Annotated in this window: 12 protein-coding genes; 1 reads left to right on the forward strand and 11 read right to left on the reverse strand. The window is 44.1% G+C overall.

Annotated elements, in window-relative coordinates:
• Positions 1-84 precede the first annotated feature (84 nt).
• Together DCO56_RS28330 and DCO56_RS28335 are read right to left on the reverse strand one after the other, a co-directional pair.
• Complete coding sequence (locus DCO56_RS28330) at positions 85-639, reverse strand: ferritin (protein WP_108637036.1); 555 nt, start codon at positions 637-639, stop codon at positions 85-87.
• Positions 640-852: 213 nt separating this feature from the next.
• Complete coding sequence (locus DCO56_RS28335) at positions 853-1,503, reverse strand: tetratricopeptide repeat protein (protein WP_108637037.1); 651 nt, start codon at positions 1,501-1,503, stop codon at positions 853-855.
• Between the two features lie 346 nt (positions 1,504-1,849).
• Here DCO56_RS28335 and lon point away from each other — a divergent pair, with 346 nt between their 5' ends.
• A complete protein-coding gene (gene lon, locus DCO56_RS28340) occupies positions 1,850-4,327 on the forward strand; it encodes an endopeptidase La (RefSeq protein WP_108637038.1) in 2,478 nt (825 codons plus the stop codon).
• A gap of 126 nt (positions 4,328-4,453) precedes the next feature.
• Here the strand turns inward: lon and dctA are convergent, their stop codons facing one another.
• The 9 genes from dctA to DCO56_RS28385 all read right to left on the reverse strand — a co-directional run bounded on the left by dctA (position 4,454) and on the right by DCO56_RS28385 (position 18,426).
• Positions 4,454-5,707 carry a C4-dicarboxylate transporter DctA gene (dctA, locus tag DCO56_RS28345; RefSeq protein ID WP_108637039.1) on the reverse strand — a complete coding sequence of 418 codons (1,254 nt, stop codon included), beginning with the start codon at positions 5,705-5,707 and terminating at the stop codon, positions 4,454-4,456.
• Positions 5,708-5,711: 4 nt separating this feature from the next.
• Positions 5,712-6,767, reverse strand: coding sequence for an alpha/beta hydrolase (locus tag DCO56_RS28350; RefSeq protein WP_108637100.1), 1,056 nt, complete (start codon positions 6,765-6,767; stop codon positions 5,712-5,714).
• A 191-nt stretch (positions 6,768-6,958) separates the two neighbouring features.
• Positions 6,959-8,869: an amidophosphoribosyltransferase gene (locus DCO56_RS28355; protein WP_108637040.1), complete on the reverse strand. Its 1,911-nt coding sequence runs from the start codon at positions 8,867-8,869 to the stop codon at positions 6,959-6,961.
• A 120-nt stretch (positions 8,870-8,989) separates the two neighbouring features.
• Positions 8,990-10,867, reverse strand: coding sequence for an Nramp family divalent metal transporter (locus DCO56_RS28360; RefSeq protein ID WP_108637041.1), 1,878 nt, complete (start codon positions 10,865-10,867; stop codon positions 8,990-8,992).
• 83 nt (positions 10,868-10,950) lie between these two features.
• Positions 10,951-11,553 (reverse strand): 2'-5' RNA ligase family protein, encoded by a 603-nt coding sequence (locus DCO56_RS28365; RefSeq protein WP_108637042.1) that lies wholly within the window; start codon positions 11,551-11,553, stop codon positions 10,951-10,953.
• Between the two features lie 122 nt (positions 11,554-11,675).
• Positions 11,676-13,628 carry a gamma-glutamyltransferase family protein gene (locus DCO56_RS28370; protein WP_245935932.1) on the reverse strand — a complete coding sequence of 651 codons (1,953 nt, stop codon included), beginning with the start codon at positions 13,626-13,628 and terminating at the stop codon, positions 11,676-11,678.
• A 253-nt stretch (positions 13,629-13,881) separates the two neighbouring features.
• A complete protein-coding gene (locus DCO56_RS28375) occupies positions 13,882-15,558 on the reverse strand; it encodes a sodium/sugar symporter (protein WP_108637043.1) in 1,677 nt (558 codons plus the stop codon).
• Positions 15,559-15,610: 52 nt separating this feature from the next.
• Positions 15,611-16,939, reverse strand: coding sequence for a xylose isomerase (gene xylA / locus DCO56_RS28380; protein ID WP_108637044.1), 1,329 nt, complete (start codon positions 16,937-16,939; stop codon positions 15,611-15,613).
• Between the two features lie 2 nt (positions 16,940-16,941).
• Complete coding sequence (locus DCO56_RS28385) at positions 16,942-18,426, reverse strand: xylulokinase (RefSeq protein ID WP_108637045.1); 1,485 nt, start codon at positions 18,424-18,426, stop codon at positions 16,942-16,944.
• Positions 18,427-18,506: the final 80 nt, after the last annotated feature.

Raw genomic sequence — 18,506 nt, forward strand, 5'->3', positions numbered from 1 at the left:
AAAAGAATCCCTGCTTTTTTATGGGCTATTCCAATCCATTCAAATGATACAAGAATAGCTCCTTGACATTATTTGGGGCCATTATTATTTGGGGGCGTTAGCTGTTGCTTCGCGTGCCAAAGGCACGTCGTCAGGCATGCTTTCTAAGGACGAATCCAATGCAAACAGTGATTCGTCCGAAGCCCGGTCTCCACCTGCAATCTTTAATTTATCAATCAGCTCAAGAGCAAGTTTCTCTTCTTCGATCTGCTCTTTGACAAACCATTGCGCAAAATTCCATGTCGCCCAATCTTTCTGTTCCATAGCCAGATTGACAATACGATAAATTGCTTCGGTGTTGTCCACCTCATGTTTAAATACACGTTGGAAACATTCAGTCAGAGTGCTCGGATCTGATGGCGGTGCCGCTATCGCCTGAATTCGGGGACGGCCACCACGCTCGAGGATGTAACCCATGATTTTTGTCATATGATTCCGTTCCTCCTGCGCATGCCGATATAGAAAATTGGCAATTCCACCGTAGCCCTGATCATCGGCCCAAACGCCCAGAGCCAAATAAATTTGTGCGGCTTCTGCTTCTTTCGTCATCTGACTGATTAAAATGTCCTGCATCTCCGCTGACAATCGATTCGTTTCCATATACTAAATTCTTGTTGATTCAAGTATAGAACAGTATTGCCCAACATTTCGTTTGCAAATTTGTCAAAGACAGCGTAAAGAACCGACCTGTCAAAACGCAGATACCATCGCAAGGCATTGGTTCAGCAGACAGAATAGAAAAGGTAAGGGACAGCCGGACACAAAAAAAGGGAAACCCGGCTGGGTTTCCCTTTTTATTATCTGTCGTACAGATTATTTCAAGTTATCTCTATACACTTTAGCTTTTTTGACTTCTGTCTGAATGTCTTTTTTAGACGAATCAAAGCTCAATACTTTTTCATAATCCTTGATGGCATTATTATAAGCATCTGTAGCCATTGCTTTGTTGTAATTAGGTGTACCTGCCGTACCGATCAAGATTCCTAGATCGCGGTTCGCGATCGCTCTATTTTGGTAAAATTTGGAGTCTGTAGGTGTGATGGCAATCGCTTTTGAATAATCTTCAATCGCTACGCGCAACAATTGCTCTTTGTTTGCCGCAGACACTCTGTTTGCCTGAATGGCAAGCGTGTTGTTTGCTTTCGCTTTGAAGTAAAGCGCATTTGCATTTTTAGGATTTAAAGCAACCACCTTTCCGAATGTTTCAGCAGACTTTTTATAATCACCATTTTGAAATTGGGAGTAACCCAACATATACAAGACATCCGGATCTTTGCCTTCCTCAGGTAAAGCTTTTGTCAAGTATGACTCTGCGTTTTTGAAGTCACCGTCCAAAAGAGCTTTTTGCCCCATTCTCACATTGGCATTGCTATGCTCAGCTTGTTTTTGTTGTGCATTGGCGCTAAGTGCGACCAAAGCAAAAACTCCTGTGAACAAACCTAATTTAAGTGATTTTAAGTTCATATCTAAATAGTTACGTTTTTTCAATATACCTTATTATTGACCAATATTGATCGTTTATTACCCTATGAAAAAATAACCCCATTGCTTCACCTCTCGCAAGAATCTGCCATCGTCTATTCTTTCACATTCCAATATTACAATTATTATGCCTATTTATCCAATAAATGGCAGATAAATTTTATTTAACCTGCCTTTTTTTCCTATTCTAAAAAATAGATTTGTAATTTTGCTACCTTTTAGCAATTGGCACTTCCCTTGCACTATAGGGGAAACAATATTTGAAGCTTAAAATTTGAACGTCTACCGACAACATGTCAGCGACTGACAAATACACAAAATAAACACTATGAGCAAATTCGAAACTTTTGATTTCAGTCAGGCTATTCCAATTGTTGCGGAAGACACCGAATTCTTCCCTTTATTGACACAGCAGGATGAAGACGATATGGCTAACGCTGAAATTCCAGAAGCACTATCTATTTTGCCTTTACGCAATACCGTATTATTTCCCGGTGTTGTCATTCCGATCACTGTAGGAAGAGATAAATCCATCAAATTGGTTAAAGAAGCCTATAAAGGCAGCAAAACAATCGGTGTGGTCTCCCAGAAGGATATGACAGTAGAGGATCCCGGATTTGAAGAACTGAATAAAGTGGGTACTGTTGCCCATATTATTAAAGTACTTCAGATGCCCGACGGAAACACCACCGTAATCATTCAGGGAAAGCAACGTTTCAACCTGGTGGAAATCGTCGAGACCGAACCTTATCTGAAAGCTCGTGTCGAGAAATTCAACGAGGCGAAACCTAAGATGACCAAACATTTCAAAGCGACAATCTCGACCTTGAAAGAAATGGCATTGCAGATTATTCAGCTTTCACCAAACCTACCTAGCGAAGCTGGTATAGCAATAAAAAATATTGAAAGTCCCTCTTTTCTGATCAACTTTATTTCGTCGAACATCAATGTCGAAATGATCAAAAAACAAGAGTTGCTACAAATCCCAAAAGTGGAAAACCGCGCCAAACTCCTTCTGGAACTGTTGACCACAGAAATCCAGATGCTGGAACTGAAACATCAGATCCAAAACAAGGTGCGCGTTGACTTGGACAAGCAACAACGGGATTATTTCCTCAACCAACAGTTGAAAACCATCCAGGAAGAACTGGGCGGAAACACACCTGACCTGGAACTTGAAGAGCTCAAGAAACGTGGTAAAACAAAAAAATGGTCTCTTGATGTTGAAAAACATTTTAACAAGGAACTTGAAAAATTATCACGTATCAATCCAGCAGCGGCAGATTATTCTGTTCAGCTGAATTATCTGGAGCTCCTGCTTGATCTTCCATGGAATGAAACAACCAAAGATAATTTTGACTTAAATAAGGCGCAGAAAGTCCTGGACAGAGATCACTATGGATTGGAAAAAGTCAAAAAGCGTATCGTTGAATACCTTGCGGTATTGAAATTGAAAAATGATATGAAAGCCCCGATCCTTTGTCTGGTAGGCCCTCCGGGAGTGGGTAAGACCTCTCTGGGCCGCTCTATCGCCAAAGCATTGGGCCGCAAATATACCCGTATGGCCTTGGGGGGCGTACGTGACGAAGCCGAAATCAGAGGCCACCGCAAGACGTATATCGGTGCCATGCCCGGTCGTATTATCCAATCGCTAAAAAAAGCAGGCACGGCCAATCCAGTGTTTATTCTGGATGAAATTGATAAAATGAATGCTGATTTTAAAGGCGATCCTTCTTCGGCCTTATTGGAGGTGCTGGATCCTGAGCAAAACACGCATTTCTATGACCATTATGTCGAAATGGAATTTGACCTTTCCAAAGTGATGTTTATTGCAACAGCCAACTCGCTGAGTTCCATCCAGCCCGCTTTATTGGACCGTATGGAGATCATCGAAGTCAATGGATACACCATCGAAGAAAAGATTGAAATAGCGAAAAAACACTTGCTTCCAAAACAGCGCGAAATGCACGGGATGGCTGCCAAGGATGTTGCCCTAAAAGGTAAGATCATCGAGAAAATCATCGAAGACTATACCCGTGAATCCGGTGTGCGCGGACTGGAAAAGAAAATTGGTTCGATCGTCCGTGGTATTGCCACACGCATCGTCATGGAAAAAGATTACAACCCAAGCATCAATGATCAGGATGTCGTGGATATCCTGGGGGCACCGATCTTTGATAAAGATATTTACGAAAACAATAATGTCGCCGGTGTCGTAACCGGGCTTGCCTGGACTTCGGTAGGTGGTGATATTTTATTTATCGAATCTTCTTTAAGTCCCGGAAAAGGACGCTTGAGCCTGACAGGTAATCTGGGCGATGTCATGAAAGAGTCCGCCTCCATTGCTTTAGCCTATTTAAAAGCACATGCAGCCGACTTTGGCATTGACTACCACGTATTCGACCATTGGGATATCCATATCCACGTTCCGGCAGGTGCCATTCCTAAGGATGGTCCATCCGCTGGCGTAACAATGCTCACTGCGCTGACATCTTTATTTACACAACGTAAGGTGAAAGAAAAACTGGCGATGACAGGGGAAATTACCTTGCGTGGAAAAGTGTTACCGGTAGGTGGTATAAAAGAAAAAATCCTTGCCGCCAAACGGGCGAATATCAAAGATATCATACTGTGCAAATCCAACGAAAAAGATATTCTTGAAATCAAGGAAGATTATATCAAAGATATGCAGTTCCACTACGTGACCGAAATGGCACAGGTAATCAAGCTCGCACTTCTGGAAGAAAAAGTAGATGGCGCCTTAGATCTATCCCAGGGAATTGAAAACACAAAAAAAGAGGGGTAATCGCCGCTCAGAAATTTAGAATAATAGATAAAAAACAGGGCGTCCAATAAAAATTGAACGCCCTGTTTTTCTTTTATGCTGACCCCCTCGCGGTTGCAGGTCAACTAATCAATACAGCATACGCTATCAGCCAAGTTTCTCATGTAGCAGTTCCTCATCCAGGCTATTTTCATATTTTGAGATCACCAGCGTCGCCGCTGAATTGCCGATCAGATTGGTGATGGCTCTTGCCTCACTCATAAAGCGGTCTACGCCAAAGACCAATGCGACGGACTCGACAGGCACATGTCCGACAACAGGGAGCGTTGCCGCTAAAGTCACAAAGCCGCTTCCCGTCACACCCGCAGCTCCTTTTGAGGTCAGCAACAGCACCAGCAGTAAGGTAATTTCCTGCTCCAGACTCAGGTGCATATTCAGCGCCTGTGAAATAAATACCGCAGCCATTGTCAGATAAATACTCGTCCCATCGAGATTAAAGGAATAGCCCGTAGGAATCACCAGTCCCACGACCGATTTGGCACAGCCCGCATCTTCCATTTTCTGCATAATGCCCGGTAATGCGGATTCCGAAGAGGAGGTGCCCAATACAATCAAAATTTCACCTTTGATATACTTCAGAAATTTGAAAATATTAACCTTGACATAGAAGTGCAATACGGCCCCGATCACAATCACGATAAAGATAATACAAGTCAGGTAGAAGCTTACCATTAACATCCCCAGCTTGGTCAGGGCCTGAATACCGAATGCGCCAATGGTAAACCCCATCGCTCCCATCGCCCCTATAGGCGCCAGGTACATCACCATCTTAATAATGGCAAAAAGTACCTTTAGAAAAGATTGCAGCACATTGATCACCGGCTCTGAGGCCTTTTTACCGATCTTGGTCATGCCGACCCCAAAGAGTACCGCAAAAACCAGTACCTGCAGCAGATTATCTGAAGCCACTGAAGCGACAACATTCTCCGGGATAATATCCATGATAAAATCCATGAAACTATGCGGTTTCTTGGATTCCGAAATATAGTGTGACACCGAGGATATATCCAGGGTCGACGGATCGGCATTCATGCCTGTACCGGGCTGAATCACGTTGACAAAGATCAAACCGATAATCAATGCGACCGTCGTCATGACTTCGAAATAAATTATGGAGGTGAGTCCGATCTTGCCCACTTTTTTCACATCCTGCATTCCGGCAATTCCGATGACGATCGAACTGAAGATCAGGGGGGCAATCACCATCTTGATCAGTTTGATAAAGGCATCCCCCAATGGCTTCAGCTTTACGGCAAAATCCGGAAAAAAGGCGCCGCAGAAAATACCGACCAATATACCGACGATAACCTGAAAATAGAGACTCTTAAAAATATGCTTCATGGTGCTAACGATTAACGGCAATTCCCTCGGCCTTCAACATGGTTTTAAATTTGGGGTTGCGGATATATTTATTAAAATCATGGCTTTTCATACCGGTAAAATCCGTATACTTCATGATCGGATAATGTTTTACCAACTCATTGCAGACATCAGCTTTATACCCTAAATCCGTTGCTTTCAGCTTATTGGATAAAAAACCAACAAACTTCTTCAACATCACATCGGTATTATTGATGGTGATATGGATTTTCTTCACCTGTTTGCTCAAACTACAGAATGAATCCGTTCCCGAAGTCATATCCCTGATCTTAAAGTCATCGAGACCTATCGCCGGTGCGAGCATAATGCAGGTAATGTCATTGCCATTTTCCGCAAGCTTTTTTGCCGCATCAACATCTACGTTGTGGTTCTCCAGTGTACCCTTGGCAAAACTCTCGCTGAATGTTGCACTGCTTAAAGCACTCAGCACAACTGATGCTCCCCGACTATGGGAGATTAAAACGATCTTTTTGTTATGGATGCTATTTAACAAATTCCGTAGTCCAAATTCACCCGCCATCTGACTGAATGAGGTAGCAGAAAACCAAACTTTGGCGCCACTAAAGGGATTCGTGGTATGTAAACCATCCCAATAAAATTTAACGACCTCATCTTTATTTGAATTGAGCTTCAACAGCTTACGCATATATTCATAGCTCTCATTGACTTCATCAGACGGTGCATTAAAACCATGTACAAAGATAAACACGCGGTCTTTCGCTTTCACTTTACTCTTCACAGCCAACATGCGGGTCTTTTCAAAACTTTTCAGCTGGCTTTCCAGGCCTTTTTCCGTTGCGATCTTCATCAGCGAGTAGGCATTGATGTCACCACTTTTAGGGGGGGCACCATACGTCTTACGCCAATTATCCGGATAGAAATTGCCGTTTTGGTCTACAAATGAATTGACGATATTCGGTTTATCGAATGAATTGGGATATGGGTCCTTGGGTACATTATGGGTTATTCCACAGGAAACCATTAAAAAAAGAAGAAAAAAATAGAAAAGTTGTCCTCTCATGAAGCTATTTTTTAAGCTGTTAAAAACCATAATTTCATTATGGAAAAGATTGATCGAATCATAAATGTATATATTGGCAAAATATAGTGAACACTTTACGCCATGTGCGGCACCATTTTAATCAATCCGTCCTACGAATATAAAAAAAAGGGATGCATAAATGCATCCCTTCCTCTGATATTTTTTAGTCTTTAATTACTAAAGTAGGCACGTACATTTTTACCTTCAATCCAGTTCATAAAGGCTTTGTTCACAACCTTATTTCCACCCGGAGTAGGATAATCACCGGAGAAGTACCAGTCACCGGTATGTGCCGGACATGCTTTGTGCAGGTTATCCAATGTCTGATACACCACCTCAAGTTCGGCTTTCAAATGGTGCGGTCTGACGATACGACCAATTTCCTCGGAAATCTCCTGATCTGTAAATGGCGCATAAATCGCCTTTACATAGTTCTCAATTTCATTGACATCCTGGGTCATCGACAACAGACATTTTTGATATACGTCATCAATAATATGTGCCATACCACGTTGTTTCAACAGGTTGATTGCCGCTTCAAACGCTACGAATTCACCCATACGTGACATGTCTATACCGTAACAGTCCGGATAACGGATTTGAGGAGCCGACGAAACAATCACAATTTTCTTTGGATTCAAACGATCCAGGATCGTCAGGATACTTTGTTTCAACGTGGTCCCACGTACAATGGAATCGTCAATCGCAACGATGGTATCTTCATGATCTTTAACGATACCGTAAGTGGTATCATACACATGTTGTACCATATCCGTACGATCGGCGTCCTGTGTAATAAAGGTACGCAATTTGGCATCCTTCACATTCAGTTTTTCAAAACGGGGTTTGATGCTTAATATATCATCCAGCTCCTCGTCAGAAATTTTCTCCGAACGTTTTAACAAGGTTTCTTTTTGAAAATCCCGCACGTAAGTATTGATACCGTCCATTAAACCGTAGTAAGATACTTCGGCCGTATTGGGGATAAAAGAGAATACGGTATTTTTAATATTACTTTTGACAGATTCCAGCACCTGAGGCACCAGTAGTCTACCCAATTCTTTACGTTCTTTATAGATATCAGCATCCGATCCGCGTGAGAAATAAATACGCTCAAAAGAACAAGAACGTTGTTCAACAGGTTGTCTAAACATTTCCTGTGACACTGTACCGTCTTTTTTAGCGATCAGCGCATGCCCCGGTTTAATTTCTTTCACGGCACCGATAGGTACATTGAATGCAGTTTGAATGACAGGTCTTTCCGAAGCGACCACCAAAATTTCTTCATCCTGATAGTAGAATGCCGGACGGATACCCGCAGGATCACGCATCACGAAAGCATCCCCGTGACCAAAAATACCGGCAATGGTATACCCACCGTCCCAAGTTTTCGCTGAACGCTTCAGGATCTTGGAAACATCAATATTTTTGGCAATCAATGAACTGATTTCCACATTAGAATAACCTTCTTTTTTGAATTGATCAAAAAGCTCCTGATTTTCATCATCTAAGAAATGTCCAATTTTTTCCAAAACGGTGACGGTATCCGCCTTTTCTTTTGGATGTTGGCCCAACTCGTACAGCTGTTGCAAAAGTTCGTCCACATTGGTCATGTTGAAGTTACCCGCAACAACAAGATTGCGTGACATCCAGTTGTTTTGTCTTAAAAATGGGTGACAGCTTTCGATACTGTTCTTTCCATGCGTTCCATAACGCAAATGTCCTAAAAGTACTTCTCCAGTAAAACTGACATTATCTTTTAACCATTGGGTATCCTTTGACTCTTCTGGAAATGCCTTCTGAACAGAAGCAAATTTTTTCTGTACATATTCGAATATATCTGCCACGGCAGTTGAGCCCATAGCTCTGTAACGCGAAATGTAACGATTTCCAGGTTTAACATCAAATTTAATGGTTGCAATTCCAGCCCCGTCTTGACCACGGTTGTGCTGTTTTTCCATTAATAGGTACAATTTGTTGATGCCATAGAATGGCGTACCATATTTTTCCTGATAATAAGATAAGGGTTTTAACAGGCGAATTAGTGCGATTCCGCACTCGTGTTTAATAGCGTCGCTCATATCTTGATTTGATGTCGCAAAAATAAGAATTATTTAGAACTTACTACCCCCTACCCACACTTTTTCCGTAATAAAATTACAGTGAATCAACAGTGCCTCTTCGAGATAGGTTTCAAAGCCTTATTGCGCGATAAAAACCGGAACTTTTACAGCATGGCGCAGCTTGTTGACGGTCTCTCCAAAAACAAAGTCTTTGACTCCGGTATGACCGTGGCTCCCCACGACCAATAGATCTGCATGATATTTTTCACAAACTTCGGCAATGCTCCGGATCCGATTGTTGTAGCCGAGTTCATATTCCGTCTGATGCCCTTTGGACAGTAAAAAATCTGCATATAGCTTCAGGCGCTCCAAATCCTGCCGCGACTCAAAATCATCAGTAGACTCGCCGGTGTATTTGACAGAGGCACTTTCGACAATATGGACAACGACAAAGCTGGTATCGGGATGTGACAACTGCAGGGCGTACTGGATCACTTTCTGATCCGAATTTGAAAAATCCAGCGCGATCACCACTTTCTTGAACGAACCTCTGTCCTCAAAATGTAGGGCCTCAAATGGGGGATGTACTTCCAATTCGATCGGTTTTGATTTACGTAAAATGGGAATCAATACGGTCATGATCAACAAAAAGAGCAGACCAACAGCACCCAGAATAAGTAACACCGTGACCAAAGGATTGTTTGCTTCGGCAATCCAGCCCCTGACCTCGTCATAAACCAGTTTAAAATTCAACACCGCGATCACAGCGGCAATTAGCCAGGCAAATGCTTTTGTCAGCGGTTTAATCGCAAAGATTCCCATCTTGGCCTTGTCACTCACAAAGTGAATCAGCGGGATCACCGCAAAGGCCAGTTGCATGCTCAGGATGACCTGACTAAAGATCAACAGCTGCCCTACCTGACCTTCGCCAGAAATCAGGATCACCAGGACCGCAGGTATAATCGCTAAAAGTCGTGTAATAATCCGCCGTAGCGTAGGACTGATCCGCAGACGCAGGTAGCCCTCCATGACGATCTGTCCGGCCAGTGTGCCCGTAACCGTTGAACTCTGTCCTGCCAGAATCAATGCCACCGCAAATAGTTTCGATGCCCATTCGGTGCCAAGTAAATTCCCCAGCAGGTGGTAGGCATCTTCCAGCTCGGCGACATCGTGCATACCATTCTTATGAAACACTGATGCTGCCAGGATCAGAATGGCGGCATTGACCAAAAATGCCAAATTTAATGCAATGGCACTGTCCCAGAAATTATATTTTAAGGATTTCCGTATGGAGACTTCATTGCGGTCAATCTTTCGGGTCTGCACCAAAGCTGAATGGAGGTAGAGGTTGTGCGGCATGACCGTGGCACCGATGATGCCAATGGCAATATAAAGTGCGGCACTATTGGGAATGCTCGGAATAAAACCCGTAGCCACCTCCGCAAAATCAGGTTTGGCCAAAAACATCTCCACCATAAAGCACATACCGATCAGGGAAATCAAACCGATAATAAAGAGTTCCATCTTGCGCATCCCCAGCTTCTGCAAGTAGAGCAACAGGAAGGTATCGGCAAAACTGATCAGCACCCCCCAGAGCAAATCAATGCCAAAGAGCAGGTTAAGCCCAATGGCCATCCCCAGCACTTCGGCCAGATCGCAGGCGGCTATAGCAATCTCGGCCAGGATATACAGCACAAAATTCATGCGCTTGGGATAGGTCTCCCGATTACACTGTGCTAAGTCCTTACCCCGCACAATTCCCAAACGGGCACAGAGATTCTGCAGCAATAAGGCCATAATATTGCTCATCAGCAACACCCAGATCAAGGCATAGCCAAACTGGCTCCCCCCGGCGAGATCCGTCGCCCAGTTGCCCGGATCCATATAACCTACACTGATCAGATAGGCAGGGCCAAAAAAACTGAGTACCTTTTTAAACTTTGATTTTCCTTGATTGACATCCACACTTTCGTGGATATCGGATAATGATTTATGATGGGAGTCGTCGTGATGCATAGCTTACATTAGGACAATATCTTTTATTGCTAGGGCTAAAGATAAAAAGCTTTACAGTATTAGGCAATTAAACAGCCATATAATTAGAATTTAAATGTAAGTTGGCCCGAGTTTTCTTTCGACTGGTTGCCGAATTTAACAAAATCAACCGGTTCATACTGCCCCATATCAGGATTAAAGCGGCGGATATAAACACCGTTACACATAAAGCTCAGATCGACCGAACGTAGCATTTTCTTTGCAAATTCAAGTCGTGCAGGCTCCAGTCGGCGTCCGATGGAGATATGGGGTTCATCACTGATCTCGATCAGGTCAAAGGGACTCAATGTGTGCACAACCTTTCGTGCTCTATCCTTCAGGTAACTACGGGCATGTACCGTCGGACCGATATAGAAAGCACCACCAGCAAAGGAAGCAAAGTGATCAAAATACACATATTGGCTGCGCTCACAGCGCAGGGATTGTTGCAATGCTGCGATAGCCTGTGCCAACGTATCCTCATTTCCTGTAAAAGCACAAATAGTCACATGGGCTTTGGAATTGCAGCTGTGGTACCAGCCTTTATCCTTATCCGGAAATTCCTCCGCCAATGCTGCCCGCAAGCGCTGCTTTAACCCATCTACCAATACCAAACCAGCTTCATCAGGCTGAAAAACAAACGAATATTTATTGACGCTACCCTCCATAACAAAAAATCAACTTTTGATCAGTAGGTAAGATACCAAATCCGATGGAGATAACAAAACGATGCGGCTCTTCTGCTCAGACGTTGCCTGGCTCATAGCGGTAGCTGCAGCATGTACAGATGCTACCAGCCGATTCCGTAATCCTCCCCATTATTGCTGCTACCGCCCCAGAGTGTACCATGCTGCTGATCAAAATAAATGGCGTTGATCGGACCACTGTTGCGCTCACCAAACTGTATACTGTAACCCATTTTCTGAAGCTTTTCGACGACTTCAGGCGCTGTGCGTTTATCCAGTAGCAAACTTCCCGCGCGTGGTTTTCGGTCATCCAATTTGGTACCGCCCAAAGACAGCCACAACTGATTGCTGTTGATATTTGGCGCCTCGCTGGCTTGCTGCGGCGTCATGCCGAACTCTACAGTATTCAAAAAGAATTGAAGCAGGTTTTGATCCTGTGTATCCCCGCCCTGCACCGCAAAAGAAAGGTAAGGCTTTCCATCTTTCAAGGCTAAAGAAGGTGTGAGCGTGACCCGAGGGCGTTTGCCCGGTGTCACCACATTGAAAGGATTAATGAGGGAGTCGAGGACAAAGCTTTGTAAACGCTGGCTCATGCCTACCCCCGTATTTCCAGCAATACAGGCCGGTAACCAGCCTCCACTTGGTGTAATGGAAACAACCCAGCCTTCGGCATCCGCTGCCTCCACACTTGTGGTTCCGCGCAATAAGCGGTCCATATACACACTATCTGGGTTTTGGGATGCCCAACGAGCAGTATCTGACAGGGATAGCAAAGATGAGGTGGAACTCACATCGTGCTTGGGCACAAAATCCTTGTTTGATTCGGTATTCGGCGTGAATTGCTTGCTGCGCTCCCGAAGCAGGCCGGTAAAAGGGTTCTGCTTCCCTTCATAGGGGTAAGGATCACCCGGAAGTACCTGCGGATTGTTACGTGCCGGGTCAATGGTGGCAGCCCGCGCCTTGGCGTAGGATTCACTTAAGAGCCCCCGAATAGGTGCTTTAGGTTTGAAATAGGGGTCACCATAATAGAAATCCCGGTCAGCAAAGGCCAGATTCATCACTTGATAAAGCGTATGGATATAGGGAGCTGAATTATATCCCATGGCTTTTAAATCAAAATTTTTCAGCAGCTGCAAGCTCTGTAGCATGGCCGGTCCCTGTGTCCATTCCTGCAATTTATAAACGTCAATACCTTTATAGTTGACATGTAAAGGTTCTTCCTCAATGGGTTTCCAATTGGCCAGATCCGCTTTGGAGATCAAGCCCCCCTGTTCCTTACTGCCACGGACAAATTCATCGGCGATATCGCCCTTATAAAAACGGTCATAGGCGGCCATAATCGCTGTTTTCCGATCCTTGCCAGCTGCAAGGGCTTTCTTTTCAGCTTCAACAAGTTTGGTTAATGTCCCGTGCAGGTCTTGCTGTACAAAGATTTCCCCTGCTTCGGGTGCTTCCCTTTCCTTGCCTTCATGCACGAGAAAAACTTTTTTGCTGTAAGGCCATTCTTTGATACGTGCTTTACCACGTTCAATGCTATTGGCCGTCTGGGCATCAATGGGATAGCCCGCCGCCATCTCCATGGCTGGCGCCAGGACTTCAGCCAGGCTTTTGGTGCCGTACTGTGCCAACATATAACATAAGCCTCCGGGTGTGCCGGGGGTAACCGCAGCAAGCGGACCGTATTCCGGCGGGAATTCATAACCCTTCGACCGAAAAAAATCGACCGTTGCTCCTGTCGGTGCCACGCCCAAAGCATTGATGGCAATTACCTTTTTCAATTTTGGATGATAGATCAAAGCCTGTGTTTCCCCGCCCCAGCTCAGGACATCCCACATGGTACAGGTTGCCGCAAGCATCGCACAGGCCGCATCGACCGCATTTCCACCTTGCTGGAACAGCTGTGCACCGGCAGTGGCCGCCAAAGGCTTTCCGGTGATGGCCATCCAATGCTTGCCGTGCAAAGGCGGTTTCTCCGTCCGTTGTGCGCGGGCCTGCACCGGCACCAATGCGGTCATTATCCCTGCAAGAGCAGTAAATAGCGTATATCTTCTTTTCATCCCTGTTATTATTTTAGTGTCCAAAGTCCGCAATTCTAGTCTCCTCCGATGTTGAAATAAGGATACCAGACCGGATTTGCGCATAGCAGCGCATGTAATTTTATTGAAGACAAGATAGGAATTTTTTAAAAAACCATCAGACCATTGCTGCAAATCCAGGTTATAAAAGGCCTGAAAAATTGTTCTGAAAACAAAAAGCCCATATCAACTGATGTTGATATGGGCTCTCTATACGGCCTTTTTGATGATCGGATTACCAATAGATGGAATACAATGCTGTCACCAATAAGGCAACAATCAATGCTCCGATCAAAAATGCTTTATGCGGTTTAAACATTGTCGTATCTACTTCCAGTCCCGCAGGCACTACACCACGCTTGTTGTCAATCATACTGATAATGATCATACCAACAATACAAATGACAAAGACAAAGCCCATCCGATCCAAAAACGGAATTTCGTAAACACCGGTTGTCGGATTTGGAATAGAAAATCCAGTAGAGGCCAAGAACGAAAGATCTGCCCAGTCCGGTAATTTTTTGAAAATAATAGACAAGATAAATCCACCGATCGTCGCAAATAACGCAGCATTGGACGTCGTCTTCTTCCAGAAGAATCCTAAGATAAACATGGCAAAGATACCCGGCGACACAAATCCGGTGTACTCCTGAATATACTGAAATCCACCTTTTTTGTCGATACCCAAATGTGGCGCGATGATCACGGCCAGAATCATGGCAACAACAACAGTCAGTTTACCAATATTGACCAATTTCTTGTCAGTAGCTTCGGTATTGAATACTTTTTTATAAATATCCAGCGAAAAAATTGTCGCAATACTATTTGCCTTACCCGCCAACGAAGCAACTACCGCAGCAGTCAATGCCGCAAATGAAAGTCCTTTCAGTCCTGACGGCAACAGATTCAATAAAACAGGGTAAGCATGATCTGGGTTTACCTCGCCATGTTGCATCATTTCATTTTGGAATAAGCCATCTTTCCACATCACGTAAGCGGCAATACCCGGCAATACCACAATAATCGGCATTAACAATTTTAAGAATGCTGCAAACAAGATTCCGTTGCGTGCAGTCTTTAGATCAGCGCCTAATGCACGCTGTGTGATATATTGATTACAGCCCCAATAGTTTAGGTTTACAATCCACATACCACCGATCAAAACGGTTAATCCCGGTAAATCGAGGTAGTTTTCGTTCTTACGATCCAGGATCATATGGAAGTGATCAGAGGCTTTCTCTGTCATCAAGTGATAGCCCTGCAATATGCCCGAACCACCGTAATGTTCTGAAACCAGATTCAATGCCAAATAGGTTGTTGCCAAACCACCCAACACCAAAAAGAACACTTGAATAATATCCGTATAGCCAATCACCTTCATACCGCCCAAGGTAATGATAACGGCAAAAATAGCAATGGCATACATGCATGCTTCCAGACTGATACCCGAAATACTGCTGACGGCAATGGCTCCCAAATAAAGAATAGAAGTCAGGTTGACCACAACGTATAACAGCAACCAAAAAACGGCCATAATCATGGCAACGGTACCATTATATCGCTTGTGCAGAAATTGTGGCATGGTAAAGATCTTGTTTTTGAGGTAGACCGGTATAAAAAATACCGCAACCACAATCAAGGTAATTGCTGCCATCCATTCGTAAGTCGCAATCGCTAGTCCCATCTTGAAGCCCGAACCACTCATACCAATAAATTGCTCCGCAGAAATATTGGACGCAATCAGCGAGGCTCCGATCGCCCACCAAGTAAGGGACCCTTCGGCAAGGAAATAATCCTTTGAGCCTACAGATTCAGACTTTTTGCGATAATACACCCATAATCCATAGCCTGCAACAATGACAAAGTATATCAGGAAAACGATGTAATCTTTTGTACTTAAATAATTATTCATGTGTTGGTAATTGGTTTAATTTGATCGCCTAATATAGAAATATTTTGAATAACTATATATATCTATTGATCAAATTTTCTAAATACTCCTGTCTGCCGCTGATCGTTTGTGGCTCACCGAATTCTACGGCCAGATCTCTTAAACGCTCCAAACTCAAGGTTCCTTGCTCAAAAGAAGCCCCATTGCCACTATCGAAAGAAGCATAGCGGTCGGCCCGTATTTTACGGTACTCAGAGTCTTCCAAGATGCGTTCGGCGGTAAGCAAAGCCCTTGCAAAAAGATCCATTCCTCCGATATGGGCATAGAATAGGTCTTGCGGATCGGTTGAGTTCCTGCGAATTTTGGCATCAAAATTAACTCCACCACCCTGGAAGCCGCCGCCTTCCAAAATGATTAACATAGATTCGGTTAGTTCATTGATATCATTTGGAAATTGATCGGTATCCCAGCCATTTTGATAATCACCTCGGTTGGCGTCAATGGAGCCTAATTTTCCGGCATCAATCGCGACCTGCAATTCGTGCTGGAAAGTGTGGCCTGCTAAGGTAGCATGGTTTACTTCAAGATTAAGTTTGAAATCGTCCAAAAGATCATATTGTCTTAAGAATCCCAACACCGTGGCCGCATCGTAATCATATTGGTGCTTGGTCGGTTCGCATGGTTTTGGTTCGATAAAGAATGTGCCTTTGAAACCATTTTTACGCGCATAGTCCTTCGCTAAGTGTAAAAACTTGGCAAGATGCTCCTGTTCACGTTTCATATTGGTATTAAGTAGGCTCATATAACCTTCCCTTCCTCCCCAGAACACATAGTTTTCACCACCTAGGGCAATTGTTGCATCCAATGCAGCTTTTACCTGCGCAGCACCGTGTGTCAATACCTGAAAATCCGGGTTGGTCGCTGCCCCATTCATGTAGCGCTTATGGCTAAAAAGATTGGCTGTACCCCAAAGCAGCTTGATACCACTCGCCTGCTGTTTCTCTTTGGCGTAATCCACGATAGTTGCCAATCTTTTTTCATTTTCCAGCACGTTGTCGGTATAATCAACCAAGTCCACATCATGAAAACAGTAATATGGAATATTCATTTTGCTGATAAATTCAAAAGCGGCATCCATCTTGTCCTTTGCACGTGTGATCGCATCCGTGCTCTCATCCCAAGGGAAATTGTGCGTAGCACCGCCGAATGGATCCGAGCCATCACCATTGAACGAATGCCAATAGGAACAGGCAAACTTAAAATACTCCTCCATCGTTTTACCCGCAACGATTTGTTTCGGATTGTAATAACGGAAAGCAAATGGATTTTTACTTTCTTTTCCTTCAAATTCGATCTGCCCGATCCCTTTGAAAAACTCTTTTTGTCCTTTAATAATATTCATTTTTATTTGCTATTGATTTTAATTTCTAATATTTCCTTCCATTGTTGATAATTTTCTTCGTATTGTTCCACATATTGGGGTTCCACGGTATAAACAGGTTTTAAACTCCTGAAAGCTTCGGTGAGATCACTATAATAGCCGCTGCCGATGCCTGCTCCCAAGGCCGCGCCAACACTACCATCATGATCATATACTTCCACAGGAACATTGGTCGCCCCCACGAATGAGTCGCGGAATACCGGGCTCATAAATAAATTGGCGTGTCCGGCACGGATCATCTGCGGATAAAGGCCATTTTCACGCATAATATCCAAGCCATAGCGAAAAGCAAAGGCAATCCCTTCCTGAATAGCCCGTAAGATATCGGATGTTTCATGTCTATTCAGGTCAATGGATGAGATCGAAGCACCTACCAGCTGATTATTTAACATACGCTCAGCACCATTGCCAAAGGGAACAACCTGCAAGCCCTTACTTCCAATCGGCGAAGTAGCAGCCATGGCGTTGATCCGATCGTAGGATAAATCTTTTCCCAAAAGTTTCCTGCCCCAGCTATTCATAATCCCCGTACCATTGATACAGAGCAATACACCTGTCCGGATCGCATCTTCCCGATAGTTGACATGAGCAAAGGTATTGACACGGGACTCTCGGTCAGCGATCAGCTGATCACTCACCCCATAGATCACACCGGAAGTTCCCGCCGTGGCAGCCACTTCACCCGGCTGTAACACATTCAATGACAAGGCATTGTTTGGTTGATCCCCGGCCTTGTAATTGATGGTCACTGTGGATGAAAGCCCCAGTTCTTCGGCCACTGCCTTCTTGATCTGACCATGCTCAGCAAAAACCGGTAATACTGACGGAATCAGTTTGGAATCAAAACCGTAATAATCCATCAGCGTTGTTGAAAGTTCATTCTGTTGAAAATCCCAGAATACCCCTTCCGATAAAGCAGAAATGGATGTACTGATGGATCCCGAAAGTTTCATGGCAATAAAATCACCGGGAAGCATGATCTTGTCAATTTTATGATAGATTTCGGGCTCGTTTGCCTTCACCCAAGCGAGCTTGGAAGCCGTGAAATTACCGGGAGAATTGAGATGGTGGTTTAAATTGAATTCCTTTCCGATCTCCTCAAAAGCTTTATTTCCCAATGCAACAGCCCGGCTGTCACACCAAATAATCGCATTGCGCAATACCTGTTGATCCTTATCGACCACAACAAGTCCATGCATTTGATAAGCGATGCCGATGGCCGTGATCTGCTTCGGATCGTATAAGCCCGTGGCATTGGCCTTGGATAAGGCCTGCTTGAAATAGCTCCACCAATCGAGCGGATCCTGCTCTGCCCAATTGGGCTGCGGCGAATAAATGGGTGCTTCAACAGCGGGATACTGCGTTGAACAGATCTTTTGTTGTGAGGACGCTTCGACAATGGAAACCTTGACCGAAGATGTACCGATATCTATCCCTAAAAAATACATCTGATTTTCTTTTAAAACTGGTTATTTAAAACAATAAGCGGAAACAACATTGCAACCGGTTGCATAAAAGTAGGATATGT

This window comes from Sphingobacterium athyrii (assembly GCF_003071065.1).
In the GTDB taxonomy this organism is placed as follows: Bacteria; Bacteroidota; Bacteroidia; order Sphingobacteriales; family Sphingobacteriaceae; genus Sphingobacterium; species Sphingobacterium athyrii.